At 25.7% G+C, this 12,899-nt stretch carries 22 protein-coding genes; all 22 read left to right on the top strand.

Going from position 1 to position 12,899, the window contains the following annotated elements:
* Positions 1–24 precede the first annotated feature (24 nt).
* The 22 genes from JL105_RS04670 (at position 25) to JL105_RS04775 (ending at position 12,896) form a co-directional block, all read left to right on the top strand.
* Positions 25–465 (top strand): prepilin-type N-terminal cleavage/methylation domain-containing protein, encoded by a 441-nt coding sequence (locus JL105_RS04670; protein ID WP_132026094.1) that lies wholly within the window; start codon positions 25–27, stop codon positions 463–465.
* Between the two features lie 21 nt (positions 466–486).
* On the top strand, positions 487–945 hold the full coding sequence (locus JL105_RS04675; protein ID WP_132026096.1) for a prepilin-type N-terminal cleavage/methylation domain-containing protein: 459 nt from the start codon (positions 487–489) through the stop codon (positions 943–945).
* On the top strand, positions 887–1,486 hold the full coding sequence (locus tag JL105_RS04680) for a prepilin-type N-terminal cleavage/methylation domain-containing protein (RefSeq protein WP_132026098.1): 600 nt from the start codon (positions 887–889) through the stop codon (positions 1,484–1,486). Before JL105_RS04675 ends, JL105_RS04680 begins: the two co-directional genes overlap by 59 nt.
* 122 nt (positions 1,487–1,608) lie before the next feature.
* Positions 1,609–2,535, top strand: a complete 927-nt coding sequence (locus JL105_RS04685) for a hypothetical protein (RefSeq protein WP_132026100.1) — start codon at positions 1,609–1,611, stop codon at positions 2,533–2,535.
* Positions 2,536–2,563: 28 nt separating this feature from the next.
* The gene (locus JL105_RS04690) at positions 2,564–2,839 is read left to right on the top strand and encodes a late competence development ComFB family protein (protein ID WP_132026102.1); all 276 of its coding nucleotides are present in this window, start codon (positions 2,564–2,566) and stop codon (positions 2,837–2,839) included.
* Between the two features lie 5 nt (positions 2,840–2,844).
* Positions 2,845–3,378 carry a shikimate kinase gene (locus JL105_RS04695; protein ID WP_132026104.1) on the top strand — a complete coding sequence of 178 codons (534 nt, stop codon included), beginning with the start codon at positions 2,845–2,847 and terminating at the stop codon, positions 3,376–3,378.
* Positions 3,379–3,426: 48 nt separating this feature from the next.
* Complete coding sequence (aroQ, locus tag JL105_RS04700) at positions 3,427–3,858, top strand: type II 3-dehydroquinate dehydratase (protein ID WP_132026106.1); 432 nt, start codon at positions 3,427–3,429, stop codon at positions 3,856–3,858.
* A gap of 28 nt (positions 3,859–3,886) precedes the next feature.
* The gene (gene efp / locus JL105_RS04705) at positions 3,887–4,444 is read left to right on the top strand and encodes an elongation factor P (protein WP_132026108.1); all 558 of its coding nucleotides are present in this window, start codon (positions 3,887–3,889) and stop codon (positions 4,442–4,444) included.
* 41 nt (positions 4,445–4,485) lie between these two features.
* Positions 4,486–4,830 carry a CD1247 N-terminal domain-containing protein gene (locus JL105_RS04710; protein ID WP_132026110.1) on the top strand — a complete coding sequence of 115 codons (345 nt, stop codon included), beginning with the start codon at positions 4,486–4,488 and terminating at the stop codon, positions 4,828–4,830.
* Between the two features lie 109 nt (positions 4,831–4,939).
* On the top strand, positions 4,940–5,914 hold the full coding sequence (gene spoIIIAA, locus JL105_RS04715; protein WP_132026112.1) for a stage III sporulation protein AA: 975 nt from the start codon (positions 4,940–4,942) through the stop codon (positions 5,912–5,914).
* 17 nt (positions 5,915–5,931) lie between these two features.
* Positions 5,932–6,456, top strand: a complete 525-nt coding sequence (gene spoIIIAB, locus JL105_RS04720) for a stage III sporulation protein SpoIIIAB (protein ID WP_132026114.1) — start codon at positions 5,932–5,934, stop codon at positions 6,454–6,456.
* Positions 6,457–6,471: 15 nt separating this feature from the next.
* A complete protein-coding gene (spoIIIAC, locus tag JL105_RS04725; protein ID WP_132026116.1) occupies positions 6,472–6,669 on the top strand; it encodes a stage III sporulation protein AC in 198 nt (65 codons plus the stop codon).
* 14 nt (positions 6,670–6,683) lie between these two features.
* Positions 6,684–7,073 carry a stage III sporulation protein AD gene (gene spoIIIAD / locus JL105_RS04730; protein WP_132026118.1) on the top strand — a complete coding sequence of 130 codons (390 nt, stop codon included), beginning with the start codon at positions 6,684–6,686 and terminating at the stop codon, positions 7,071–7,073.
* A gap of 10 nt (positions 7,074–7,083) precedes the next feature.
* A complete protein-coding gene (gene spoIIIAE / locus JL105_RS04735) occupies positions 7,084–8,274 on the top strand; it encodes a stage III sporulation protein AE (RefSeq protein ID WP_132026120.1) in 1,191 nt (396 codons plus the stop codon).
* An 8-nt stretch (positions 8,275–8,282) separates the two neighbouring features.
* Positions 8,283–8,936: a stage III sporulation protein AF gene (spoIIIAF, locus tag JL105_RS04740; RefSeq protein ID WP_132026122.1), complete on the top strand. Its 654-nt coding sequence runs from the start codon at positions 8,283–8,285 to the stop codon at positions 8,934–8,936.
* A complete protein-coding gene (locus JL105_RS04745) occupies positions 8,917–9,501 on the top strand; it encodes a sporulation stage III protein AG (RefSeq protein WP_132026124.1) in 585 nt (194 codons plus the stop codon). The genes spoIIIAF and JL105_RS04745 overlap by 20 nt, the downstream gene beginning before the upstream one ends.
* An 11-nt stretch (positions 9,502–9,512) precedes the next feature.
* Positions 9,513–10,181 carry a SpoIIIAH-like family protein gene (locus JL105_RS04750; RefSeq protein ID WP_132026126.1) on the top strand — a complete coding sequence of 223 codons (669 nt, stop codon included), beginning with the start codon at positions 9,513–9,515 and terminating at the stop codon, positions 10,179–10,181.
* Positions 10,182–10,254: 73 nt separating this feature from the next.
* Entirely contained in the window at positions 10,255–10,647 is a 393-nt protein-coding gene (locus JL105_RS04755; protein ID WP_132026128.1) for an Asp23/Gls24 family envelope stress response protein, read from the top strand.
* Positions 10,648–10,709: 62 nt separating this feature from the next.
* Positions 10,710–11,258, top strand: a complete 549-nt coding sequence (gene amaP / locus JL105_RS04760; protein ID WP_132026130.1) for an alkaline shock response membrane anchor protein AmaP — start codon at positions 10,710–10,712, stop codon at positions 11,256–11,258.
* A gap of 19 nt (positions 11,259–11,277) precedes the next feature.
* Positions 11,278–11,514: a DUF2273 domain-containing protein gene (locus JL105_RS04765; protein WP_132026132.1), complete on the top strand. Its 237-nt coding sequence runs from the start codon at positions 11,278–11,280 to the stop codon at positions 11,512–11,514.
* A gap of 27 nt (positions 11,515–11,541) precedes the next feature.
* Positions 11,542–11,949 carry a transcription antitermination factor NusB gene (nusB, locus tag JL105_RS04770; RefSeq protein WP_132026134.1) on the top strand — a complete coding sequence of 136 codons (408 nt, stop codon included), beginning with the start codon at positions 11,542–11,544 and terminating at the stop codon, positions 11,947–11,949.
* Positions 11,946–12,896: a Kae1-like domain-containing protein gene (locus JL105_RS04775; RefSeq protein WP_132026136.1), complete on the top strand. Its 951-nt coding sequence runs from the start codon at positions 11,946–11,948 to the stop codon at positions 12,894–12,896. The genes nusB and JL105_RS04775 overlap by 4 nt, the downstream gene beginning before the upstream one ends.
* Positions 12,897–12,899: the final 3 nt, after the last annotated feature.

The raw sequence follows: 12,899 nt of genomic DNA on the forward strand, positions 1-12,899 counted from the left end.
AAATTTTAATAAAGGTAAAAAGATATGAATATAAAGGGATTTACACTAGTAGAATTAATTTTAGTAATTAGTATATTAGGAGTAATTTTACTTATACCAATGTTAAAAGGAAATATTGCTTTAAACTATAAAGAAAAATTTGAATTAAAAACTTTTAAAAAAGATATAGAATATGCAAGAAATAAAGCTATAACAGATGTATGTTGTTATAGTGTTATATTAAACTTTAATAAGAATTGTTATATTATAAAAAAACATGATAAAATAGAAGTTACTTTAAAAAAATATGAATTTGAAAGTGGAATAAGATTAATTGGTAGTAAAAATTTAGGTACTCAAATAAGTTTTGGATATCTAGGTACACCAATTAAAGCAGGTACTATATATCTTGAAGATAAAAATGGCAATAAGATTGAAATAGCTATTACACCAGCTACTGGAAAAGTAAATATATATTTTAAATAAATTTTGTGAGGTTAAAAATATATGAATAATAAAGGCTTCACATTTATTGAAATATTAGTTGGATTATTTTTACTAGGATTGTTGACAGTTACTTATTATCCTATTATAAATACATCTATTTATAATTTACAACTTTCAAAGAATAAAATGGAAATGATAAATATTGCAGAATCTACTATTGAGCAATTAAAGTCTTTTAATTATAATAAAACTAAAGAAGATGAGTATTTGTTTGATATGCAGACTATATCTTTAATAAACGAATTAGTAAATAAAAAATCTCATACTATTAGCTTGCCACTAAATAAAAATGATAATCACTGGGGCTATACATGTATTATACAGAAAGAAGAGAAATTAAAAAATTTTTGGAAAATAAGAGTAACCGTATCATCTATTCAAAAGGAGCAGAAACTCGAAAATGTTACTATTGAAGCTTTTATGGCACTTCCATCAAAAAAAGAAAACAAATTCAATTAATGTAAAAGGTTTTACATTAATTGAAGTACTTTTAACCATAGCTATTATTTCTATTCTTACTACAATATGTTATTCTATACTCAAGTATACAACTATGGTTTGTAGAAAAGAAGATATGGAAGACGATGTACTTTTAAATGGTAAATATGCTATTGAACATATAAAAAAAGAAATACAAACTGCAGATAAAATAATTAATATAGATAATTTTAAAGGATTGAGTGATAAGTATGATAAAAACATAGGCTTTGTGATATTTCACTATTTTCCAGAGAAAGAATTAAAATACAATTATTCAACTTATTATTTAAAAAATAATAGTATTTATAGGATAGCCATTAATACAAATTCAAAATCTTATCCTATAGGAAATGCTTTTGGAGGACATAATAAAGTTGCAGATTATGTTGTTTCAATAGATGGGACAAGCATTAATTTTAATTCTAATATTATAGAACTATTTTTTATTCTTCAAAATATTTATGGAGGAAATACAGTATTTAATGTAAAAATTACCGCTAGATGTCCTGTTGTACATTAAATAAGATAAGAGGTGTTTTAATTGCAAGAGGATAAAGGATCTATTATTGTTTTTTTTTACTATTAACAACTATTGTTTTCATTTTCAGTATGTTTTTAATTTATATCTCAAGAATGGAATATATGATTATGAATTCTAGTCAAAATAATGTTCAAGCTTTTTATGTAGCAGAAGGTAAAATTTTGATGGCAATTAATAATCCTAAATATTTTGATAATTTGATTTTACCAGAGATAAAGGAGTATTTAAAAAATGATAAAATTATAGATAATAATAAAGAATATATTGTATTAGATGATGAAGATTTAATGGAAGGAGATAGTGATAATAAAATAAATTTATTTTTTTATGAGGAAGAAAATAGGGAAAAGTTAAAATTACAGACTCAGACATCTTATAATAAGATAAAAAGGAAAGCTGATGCAAATTTAACTGTAATTAATCAATTGTTTGAGATGGGATTACCAATTTTATCTCCTAATTTATTAGAAGGTAATGCGAAATTGTATGAAGAATATATGGACTTTTTACAACAAAAAATATATATTCCTACTTTAGAGGAAGATATAATGCCAATTGAGATAGATAATTATGAAATTATAAAAATATTTAATGATATGGATAGAAGAACTTATGTTGAATTATATAGAAATAATATAAGTTCATCTATAAATAAACGTCTTATAGATATTAAAGATAGAGTTTTTATATTAGTTAGAAATAATAAAATAAAAGGTACTAAAATGGTCATTGAATCTAATAATATTAATGATATATTAGAGTTAAAAGGGATTATCTATGTTGAAGGAGATATTTATATATGTTCTGATGTGATTTTTGATGGAATATTAATTGTAAATAATGGCAGTATTTATATAGAATCTGATAGTAATTTTATGCTTAGTGGCATACTTTTAGGAGATGATGCTGATAAAATGCTATATGATAAAAGAGTAAAATTAGATTATAATTTACATGAAATAAAAAGGAATGGAGTATATTTACCTGGATTTATTGAACCTAATATAGAGTATATAAAGATATATTAAATGTTTTATTTACGAGGAGAGTGAAATTATGAATTTAAAAAACTTAAAAGAAAAGCAAGTTATGGATGTTATAGACAAAATCTTGAAAAATAGAGATGATGTTTGTAAATGCAATAAATGTAAATTGGATATTGCAGCTATTGCCTTAAATAATTTAAAACCTAAGTATGTAGTTACAGAAAAAGGAAGTCTCTATGCTAAATCAAACATATTAGATTATCAATATGATGTGGATTTAATAAAAGAGGTTACTAAAGCTATTGAGATCGTAAAAGAAAAACCTCGTCATGATGAAACAAGGTGATAAATTTGAAAAATATTGTATTAATTGGGATGAGTGGAGCTGGTAAAACAGTTGTTGGTAAATGTATTTCTAAAAAGATGGATTTTAAGTTTATAGATACAGACGATATAATATTGAAATATACAGGAAAGACTATAGAAGATATATTTAAATATAACGGAGAGGATTATTTTAGGCAATTGGAAAGTCAAGTAATACTTAAATATTGTTTAGGTGATAAAATGGTTATATCTACAGGTGGGGGTGCCATATTAAAAGATATTAATAGAAAAATGTTAAAGAAAAATGGAATTTTATTTTTTTTAGATGGAAGTATAGAGGTATTAATATCTAATATAAAAGCATCACCATCATGGGAAAAAAACAGACCCTTACTAAAAGAAGGTGATTTATATAACAATATAAATAGAATATTAAAAGATAGATATAAAATATATCAACAAATTGCAGATTATATAATTTCCATAGACAACAAGTCAATTGAGGAGATAGCAAACGAAATAATTATTATATTTAAACAATATAGTTATTGTAGTTAGTTTAAAGTATTGATATAATTGTATAGGTAAAGTAAGGAGAAGATACATATGAATATATTGGTTATTCATGGTCCTAATATGAATTTATTAGGTAAAAGGGATAAAACAATATACGGAACATATACTTTAGAATATATAGATGAGCTACTTTATAATAGAGCCAAGGAATATGGTATGAAGTTGGATATATTTCAATCAAATATAGAAGGGGAGATTATAAATAAATTACACCAAAGTTTAGAAAATAATATTAAGGGTATTGTAATTAATCCAGGAGCATATACTCATTATAGTTTAGCTATAAGGGATGCTTTAGAAATATTAAATATTCCAATAGTTGAAGTGCACATATCTAATATATATGCTAGAGAAGATTTTAGGAAAAAATCTGTTATTGCTCCGGTATGTACAGGGCAAATATCAGGATTTGGAATATATAGCTATATATTAGCTTTAGAAGCATTGTATATGATGATATAATAGTTACTTTAAGGAGGAATGAAAGTATATGATATCTGCAGGAGATTTTAAAAAAGGCATTACATTTGAAATGGATGGTGAAGTATATCAGATAATTGATTTTCAGCATGTAAAACCTGGAAAAGGTGCAGCTTTTGTACGAGCAAAGATTAAAAATGTTATGACTGGAACTATTAAAGAGACTACGTTTAATCCTAATGATAGGTATCCATTAGCTCGTATAGAAACTAGGGAAATGCAATATTTATATAATGATGGTTCGTTATATTATTTTATGGATAATGAGACTTATGAACAGTTTCCTTTAGAAAAAAAGCAAGTAGAGGAAGCTATAATGTATATTAAAGAAAATGATAATGCTATAGTTAAGTTTTATGAAGGTAAACCTTTTGAAGTAACAGCACCAAATTTTGTAGAATTAGAAGTGGTTCATACAGAACCAGGAATAAAAGGAGATACTGCTACTGGTGCAACAAAGCCTGCTACTCTCGAAACTGGAGCAGTAGTAGATGTTCCTCTGTTTATAAATATAGGGGATAAAATTAAGATAGATACTCGAACAGGTGAGTATTTATCAAGAGTGTAGGGAATAATATTAACTATAAAATATTTAAGGAGGGAAATATTATGGAATATTTATATCAAAAAGTAGCTTATTTAAAGGGGCTAGCAGAAGGAATGAAAATTAACGAAGAATCAAGTGAAGGCAAACTATTGATGCAAATTATAGATACATTAGAAGAGTTTGCCGATGCTATGGTAGATGTTATGGAAAAATTTGAAGATTTAGAAGAATACATGTTTTATATTGATGAAGATTTATCAGATGTGGAAGATGAAATATATGGATATGATTATGATGATAACGAATATGATTATTATCCTTTTGATGAAGATGATTTAGAATGTATGGAGTTTGAATGTGATTCTTGTGAAGATAATGAATTAGATGAATTTCAAGAAGAAGAATAATATTAGTTTCTTAAAATAAAGACTTAAAGTTAAATTTAACTTTAAGTCTTTATTTTTTTTGCATATTATTTTAGCTTGTTCATATTTATATATAAAGGAGGGACATGTTATGGAGAATTGTGATTTAGAAAAATTTGATAATGTATTAGAATATATATGTTTAGAATTACAGAAATCGTTAAAAATTATGCCTTTAGAATACAAAACAAAAGTAGAAGAAATTAGATTAAGAAATAGTTGCCCACTTATTATAAGTTTTGAAGGACAAGATTATTTTATAAATGCACAAGGAAAATTAACAAAAGATTATGGGAAAAGCATAAAAGTTAGCAAGGAAAATATAGATAAGACTTTTAAATTAATTAGCAATTATTCTATTTATGCATTTGAGGAGGAAATTAGAAATGGATTTATTACATTGAAAGGTGGGCATAGAGTAGGAATTGCAGGAAAAGTAATATATAAAGATCATGGTATTGATACTATAAGGGATATTTCTTCTTTAAATATAAGGATTGCGAGAGAAAAAAAGGGAGTATCTGAACATATATTAAAATATATTATATCTATGGTTAATAAAAAAATATATAATACACTGATAATTTCTCCACCACAATGTGGTAAAACTACTCTTTTAAGAGATATAATTAGAAATTTAAGCAATGGTTTTCATTTATTAGACAAAGGATTTAAAATAGGAGTTATTGATGAAAGATCTGAATTAGCAGGTATGTATAATGGTGTTCCTCAACATGATATTGGCATAAGAACAGATGTATTGGATGGATGTAATAAAAAAGATGGGACTAATATGCTATTAAGAGCAATGTCACCAGATATTATTGCTATGGACGAAATAGGAAGTATATCAGATATAGAAGCAATTCATGAAAGTTTAAAAGCTGGGGTAAATATATTAGCTACAGTTCATGGAAATAATATACAAGATTTAATCTCTAGACATAGTCTCAAAATTTTAATAGAAGAGCGAATATTTGAAAGATATATTTTTTTAGATAATTCTAGAGGGGTAGGTACTGTTAAGGATATTCTTGAGGGGAAAAAGTTTACTTCTATTATGTGATAGAAAGAGGTTATTATATGTTTATTGTGAAATTTTTAGGAGGATTATTAATTTTATTTTCAACAAGTTTAATTGGATTTACTTATGGAAATAGATATTCCAATAGATTAAACAATTTAATTTATATGGAACAGTGTATTAAGATATTGGAAACAGAAATTGTTTATGGTGCAGTGCCTTTACCTGATGCTTTACTAAATGTATACAAAAAAGGGAACAAAAATGTTTCTTTTATATTTAAAGAAATTAGAGAACATATGCTAAAAAACAAAGTAGAAGATATATATTATAGCTTTTATAGTATAAAACATATTTTAAAAAATAATTTAAGTTTTAAGCAACAGGATATAGAAATAATATTATCTTTAGGTAGAGTATTAGGAACATCTAATAGAGAAGATCAAGAAAAAAATTTCAAATTAATTTTAAATCAAATTATTATATTAGAAAAAGAAGCAAAGCTTGATAGGGACAAAAATGAAAAAATGTTTAAAAATTTAGGTATATTAATTGGGCTTGCTATAGTAATAATACTTATTTAAGAGGAGAGAAATGATATGAATATAGATTTAATATTTAAAATAGCAAGTATAGGGATATTGCTATCCATACTTCAAATTCTTTTAGATAAAGCAGGAAAAGAGGAGTTTGCTTTTATTACCACTTTAGTGGGAGTAGTAATAGTATTTGGAGCTGTAATAGGATTAATTAGTAAATTATTTGATAATATAAAAACACTATTTCAATTATATTAACAGGAAGTGGTTATATGGAAATTTTACAAATTGTAACCATAGGAATAGTTTCTACTGTTTTAGTGGTATTGTTACGTCAATGGGATAGACCAGAATTTGCCATAATAGTAAGTATAGTCACAGGAATATTTATAATTTCAATGCTATTAGATAAATTAAAATATATAATTGATACATTAAGTCAGTTGATTAGATATACAAATATGGAATCTGCATATTTTACTATTGTACTTAAAATTATTGGAATTGCATATATAGTAGAATTTGGAGCCGAAATATCAAGAGATGCAGGTGAAGAAGCAATAGCCTCCAAAGTTGAATTAGGGGGTAAAATTATAATAATGGTACTTGCTATGCCTATATTATTAGCTTTGATAGATCTTATCATAAAAATACTTCCATAAAGGTGAAAATATGTTAAAAAACATTTGGATTATAATAAAAATATTATTAGTTTTATCAATATTATTCTTGTTTTTTTACCCCTGTAGATTAGCTTGGGCTGAGGATAATATGGAAGATGTTTTTATAAGAGAACAGTTAGATAATTTAAATATTAGAGAATTGGAATTAGTGTTGGAAGATATAGTGAAATCTACAGGAAGTTATTATCCTAAAATAAATATTAAAAACAGTGTTTTATCTATATTAAAAGGAGACAATCCTTTAAATATAAAAACATTGACAATTTCCATTGGTAAAATATTTTTTTCAGAAGTTATAGATAATATTATATTAATTTTTCAGATAATGATAATAGTTATAGCTTGTTCTATGCTTACTAATTTACAAAGTAATTTTGAAAGAGATACTGTAAGTTATTTAGCTCATTATATATGTTATATTATTTTAGCTATGTTGATTATTAATAGTTTTACTATATCTTTAGATTTAGGCAAAAAAGTTGTAGAACAAATGGTAAATTTCATGCAAATAATTTTACCTATTCTATTAACATTGTTGACAGCCGCTAGTGGAGCGAGTAGCAAATTGTTATTTCATCCTATGTTAATTGGTAGTATAAATGTAATAAGTTCTATGGTGAAAGAATTAATATTTCCATTAATACTGTTTTCTTTTATTATAGGTATTATAAGCAATGTGTCACAAAAAGTTCAATTTACTAAATTGTCAGAGTTAATTAGGCAAATTATTATAGTATTAATAAGCATATTCCTTACAATATTTATTGGAATAATTACTGTATATGGTATAGGTACAAAAGTTGATGGAATAACTATAAGAACTGCAAAATATGCCGTTGATAATTTTATTCCAATAATAGGGAAATTTTTATCAGATGCTGTTGAAACTGTAATAGGTTGTTCCGTAATACTAAAAAATGGAATAGGAACTGTAGGTTTGATTGCTTTGTTTTTAATTTGTATAATTCCTGGCATAAAGATCATGGTATTAATGTTTGTATATAAATTTATTGGAGCTATTATAGAACCTATTGCTAATGACAATATTGTAAATTTGTTTATGGAAGTAGGAAAAGCACTTTTATTAGTGTTAATTGGAATATTGTCTGTAGCAATTATGTTTTTTATAACGATTACAATTATAGTAGATGCAGGAAATACAGCATTAATGTTTAGGTAGGTGAGAGTATGAAGTTAATTTCTTTTGTGAAACATTGGTTACAGGATATAATTATGATATTTATTATAATTACTCTTATTGAGATACTTCTTCCTAATAGTAATATGAGAAAATACATTAATATGGTAGTGGGTTTTTTAATAATATTGGTGCTAATTTCACCTTTTTTAAAGTTATTAAATCAAAATTACAATATAGATGATTTAATTTCAGAAATACATATAGAAACAAGTGATTATAACTTGGAGGATGAAAGTGAATTATTATCAACACAGGATGAACAAATCAAAGAATTATATATTAATAGGTTTAAGTCAGAGTTAGAAAAGCTAATTTATGAGACAAGCAATTACAAGGTTGATTATATTAATATCTATATCAATGAAGAAAAATTTGAAGAATTACAACAACTAGAAATATTAGTGAGTGAAAAAGAAAAAGAAGAGGATGAAACTAAAGATAGTATTGTCACAGTAGAAATAAAAGATGTTTCAATAAAAGATATAAATAATGAAATGGATTTACATAAGGAATTTTTAGAATGGGATGCAGTTGAACTTAAGAAAATTATTTATCAAAATTTCGATATACCAAAAGAAAACATAAAAATATTTTTAAATTCTTCAAAGGTAGGTGAACTAGATGGAAAATTTGGTGAATAAAATAAAAAAATATTTAGAAACAGGAGATAACAAAAAAATCATGAATAATTTATTCATAATATTGACATTAGGAATCATACTTTTAATAATAACCAATATATTTATAGAAGATAAAGATAATAAAATAAGTACTGATTTTGAAACTAATGATGATAAGAATGTACTTGAAACTATTGAAGCTGATTATGGTGTATTATTAGAAAAAAAACTAGAAGATATATTAAGTCAACTAAAAGGTGTAGGGAAAGTAAGGGTTATGATCACATTAGAAGATACTATTGAAAAAGTTCCAGCTTTCAATACAACTAAAAATAATGAAATCACTAATGAAATAGATGCTCATGGAGGAACTAGAGAAATTGTAAGAGATGATATGACTATTCAGGTAGTTACAAGTGGTGAAGGGGGATTGGTAATTTTAAAAGAAATTAAACCTACAGTAAAAGGTGTTATAGTAATTGCTCAAGGTGCTGAAAATTTAGAAATTAAAGAGATGTTATATGAAGCAGTTAAAACCGTACTAGGTATATCAGGGAATAAGGTAGAAGTGTATTCTAGTAAATAGGAGGGATAGAGATGTTTACAATGAAAAAACCTGTAATAATTACTGTTTTAATAGTATTGTTGATAATTACTGGATATATTAATCATAATCTTACCTTGAAGGCTTCATCAAAAGTTTCTAGTGATTATCAAAAACATGAAGAGATGGAAATGGTAAAGAATTTAGAAGGGGAAGATAAGGAATTAATAGAAACTATTTCTAAGAGGAAAGAAGAAAAAGAAAATGACGATATAGAAATATTGGATACAAAGGGTGAAAATATTGATGAGATAGCTAAGGAAACAAATTCTAATATTAGTCAAGCCATTAGCAAGGAAGATAGTTTACGTTCTAAAAATTATTTTATAGAACAAAGGTTAAATAGAGATAAACTAAGGGCTGGATTAATAGATAGATTAAATGCTATAATAGAAAATGAGAATACAACAGAAGAAGTAAGAACTGAAGCACAGAAAAAAATTATAAATATTGGAGATATAATTGAAAAAGAGTTGACTATAGAAGGATTAATAAAGGCTAAGGGATTTGACGAGGCTCTAGTTTTTATAAATGATGAAAGAGCTAAAATAGTTGTATCTAAAGATGAACTTACAGAACAAGATATAGTGAAAATTTTAGATATAGTGATGGGAGAAACAAATTTGGATGCATCTAATATAGAAATTATGAAAAAAAATTAGAAATGTTTGTAAAAAAGCTTAAGCTTTGATATAATATTTGTAAAGAGTAGGAGAATAATAGGAGGTGCCTAATATGGCGAATGATGAAAAAGTTAAATATGGTACGGTAAAGATTGCTAATGAAGTGGTGGCTATAATAGCTGGATTGGCAGCTACAGAGGTAGAAGGGGTAGCTGGAATGAGCGGTGGAATGACTGCTGATTTTACAGAAATGTTAGGAATGAAAAACTTATCGAAAGGTGTTAAAGTAGAAGTGGGTGAAAAAGAGGCTGCTATTGATATATTTATTATAGTAGAATATGGTTCTAAGATTTCTGATGTTGCTAAAAATGTACAGAAAAAAGTTAAAGAAACAGTAGAAACTATGACTGGTTTGAATGTAGTAGAAGTAAATGTAAATGTACAAGGTGTCAATATACCTAAAGAGGAACCTGACAAAGTAGAAGTTGAACCACGTGTAAAATAGTATATTTACCCTCTGGATTCCAGAGGGTAAATTTAAGTATTATTTAGGGAGGATGAAGCTAAATGACTATTATTGATAAAATACTGTTATTTATTTTTTCATTATGCATAGCTATACTTTCATTAGCTTTGGTGTTGTTTCCTTTTCAGCCATTTGATTTACTTTCAAGAGATAGTGTTCAAATGTTATTAGATAACATGATTGGTGACTATATGTATACTTTGATAGGGTTAATATTTTTTTTAATTAGTATTAGATTTATATTTGTGGCTATAAAAGGAGATAAATCTAAAGATAAAACCACTTATTTAATTCAAAGAACTGAACATGGAGAAATCAATATATCATCTGATACTATAGTTGGATTGGTGCAATCAGTCGCTGATCATTTTACTGGTATTAGAGATATAAAAACTAAAGTAGATATAATAGAAGGGCAAATTTTTATTAATCTTAAAGGACAAGTATCTCCTGAAATAAATATACCAGAAACTACAGAAGATCTGCAATTAAAAGTAAAGGAACATGTAGAAAACTGTACAGGAGTAAATGTTAGTGAAGTAAAAGTATTGATTACTAATGTAGCTACACCTATAAGAAATGTGAAATGATAGTAGAGGTGTTGGTAAATTGTCAAAAGAGATAATTAATAAATTTATAGAATGGGTTAAAGAGCATAAAGGAAAATTTTTTGGTGGTATAATAGGATTTATAATAGCGATATTAATTTTAAATATAGGTTTTTTTAAAACTTTGTTTATAGCATTATGTACTTGGTTAGGATATTATTTAGGAAGTAAATCCGATAATAAGGAAGATTTTAGAGAACTAATAGAAAAAATTATTCCTAATAGTAATAAAGAATAAAATAGAGATACTATCAGGAGGTATAGGATGGGTAGAAAATATGCAAGAGAATCTACAATGAAATTATTATACCAAATGGAAATAAATTCAGATTTTTCTGAAGAATTTGTAGAAAAATTTTTTAAAAATAATAACTTTGATAAAAATGAAAAAGATTATATCAAACATGCTATTAACACTATAGTAGATAATATTAATTTAATAGATTCCCATATAGAACAAAATATTCGAGGGTGGGAAATACATAGATTAGCAAAAATAGATTTATCTATCCTTAGAATAGCAATATATGAAATTTTATATAGAAACGATATTCCTATAGAAGTATCAATTAATGAAGCCGTAGAAATTGCTAAAAAATATAATACAATGGAGTCTGCAAAATTTATCAATGGAGTTTTGGGCGGATTTATAAAAACGAGGGATAATATATGACTAGATATTTTGTAGGTATAGATACTTCTTCATATACTACATCTTTAGCTGTGCTAGATGAAGATGATAATATTATATTAAATTTGTCTAAATTACTAAAAGTAGAAAAAGGGAAAAAAGGATTAAGACAACAAGAAGCAGTATTTCAGCATGTTCAAAATCTACCTCTATTAGTGGAACATATGACCGAACAAATTGATGTTATTAAAATAAAAAGTATTTCGTGTAGCACTAAGCCTAGAAATGTAAATGGATCTTATATGCCTGTTTTTGTAGTTGGTAAAGGACAGGCTTTTGTTTTGTCTAAAGTTTTAAATACAGATTATAATGAATTCAGTCATCAAGAAGGGCATATAGGGGCTGGATTAATATCTAGTAGTTTTAAAAATATTGAAAGTTTTATAAGTCTTCATATTTCTGGAGGTACCACGGAATTATTATTAGTTAATAATAAAAAAAATTGTCTACAAATTGAAATAATAGGAGGTACTTTAGATATAAGTGTAGGTCAGCTTATAGATAGGATAGGGGTTTATGCGGGATTAAACTTTCCATCTGGAAAAAAGATGGATGAAATATCTAAGGAAGGTAGAAAATTAAACTTAAATATTCCAGTAAGCATAAAAAATAGATTTTGGTTTAATTTATCAGGGATGGAAAATTATTTCAAGACATTAATTGAAAAAAATCAATATAAGTATGAGGATATATTTAGATTATTGTTCCATACAATATCTAAATTTTTAATGCACATTATATTAAATGCATGTAATATTTATAATATACAAAATGTATTGATAACAGGAGGAGTAGCTGCTAATACTTTTATAAGGAAAAATTTAAGCACAGAATTAACTAAAAGTGGTATAAATATATATTTCCCAAGTCCAAAATTATGTACCGATAATGCAGTTGGTATAGCATATTTGGGAAAAATCAAAGAGTAAATT

Source organism: Keratinibaculum paraultunense (assembly GCF_016767175.1).
GTDB classification, from domain to species: Bacteria; Bacillota; Clostridia; order Tissierellales; family Tepidimicrobiaceae; genus Keratinibaculum; species Keratinibaculum paraultunense.

Excerpts from the sequence above, each read along its gene's own strand:
- JL105_RS04670 (WP_132026094.1), top strand. The coding sequence starts at position 25 with ATGAATATAAAGGGATTTACACTAGTAGAATTAATTTTAGTAATTAGT.
- JL105_RS04675 (WP_132026096.1), top strand. The coding sequence starts at position 487 with ATGAATAATAAAGGCTTCACATTTATTGAAATATTAGTTGGATTATTT.
- JL105_RS04680 (WP_132026098.1), top strand. The coding sequence starts at position 887 with ATGTTACTATTGAAGCTTTTATGGCACTTCCATCAAAAAAAGAAAACA.
- JL105_RS04685 (WP_132026100.1), top strand. The coding sequence starts at position 1,609 with ATGATTATGAATTCTAGTCAAAATAATGTTCAAGCTTTTTATGTAGCA.
- JL105_RS04690 (WP_132026102.1), top strand. The coding sequence starts at position 2,564 with ATGAATTTAAAAAACTTAAAAGAAAAGCAAGTTATGGATGTTATAGAC.
- aroQ (WP_132026106.1), top strand. The coding sequence starts at position 3,427 with ATGAATATATTGGTTATTCATGGTCCTAATATGAATTTATTAGGTAAA.
- efp (WP_132026108.1), top strand. The coding sequence starts at position 3,887 with ATGATATCTGCAGGAGATTTTAAAAAAGGCATTACATTTGAAATGGAT.
- JL105_RS04710 (WP_132026110.1), top strand. The coding sequence starts at position 4,486 with ATGGAATATTTATATCAAAAAGTAGCTTATTTAAAGGGGCTAGCAGAA.
- spoIIIAA (WP_132026112.1), top strand. The coding sequence starts at position 4,940 with ATGGAGAATTGTGATTTAGAAAAATTTGATAATGTATTAGAATATATA.
- spoIIIAB (WP_132026114.1), top strand. The coding sequence starts at position 5,932 with ATGTTTATTGTGAAATTTTTAGGAGGATTATTAATTTTATTTTCAACA.
- spoIIIAC (WP_132026116.1), top strand. The coding sequence starts at position 6,472 with ATGAATATAGATTTAATATTTAAAATAGCAAGTATAGGGATATTGCTA.
- spoIIIAD (WP_132026118.1), top strand. The coding sequence starts at position 6,684 with ATGGAAATTTTACAAATTGTAACCATAGGAATAGTTTCTACTGTTTTA.
- spoIIIAE (WP_132026120.1), top strand. The coding sequence starts at position 7,084 with ATGTTAAAAAACATTTGGATTATAATAAAAATATTATTAGTTTTATCA.
- spoIIIAF (WP_132026122.1), top strand. The coding sequence starts at position 8,283 with ATGAAGTTAATTTCTTTTGTGAAACATTGGTTACAGGATATAATTATG.
- JL105_RS04745 (WP_132026124.1), top strand. The coding sequence starts at position 8,917 with ATGGAAAATTTGGTGAATAAAATAAAAAAATATTTAGAAACAGGAGAT.
- JL105_RS04750 (WP_132026126.1), top strand. The coding sequence starts at position 9,513 with ATGTTTACAATGAAAAAACCTGTAATAATTACTGTTTTAATAGTATTG.
- JL105_RS04755 (WP_132026128.1), top strand. The coding sequence starts at position 10,255 with ATGGCGAATGATGAAAAAGTTAAATATGGTACGGTAAAGATTGCTAAT.
- amaP (WP_132026130.1), top strand. The coding sequence starts at position 10,710 with ATGACTATTATTGATAAAATACTGTTATTTATTTTTTCATTATGCATA.
- nusB (WP_132026134.1), top strand. The coding sequence starts at position 11,542 with ATGGGTAGAAAATATGCAAGAGAATCTACAATGAAATTATTATACCAA.
- JL105_RS04775 (WP_132026136.1), top strand. The coding sequence starts at position 11,946 with ATGACTAGATATTTTGTAGGTATAGATACTTCTTCATATACTACATCT.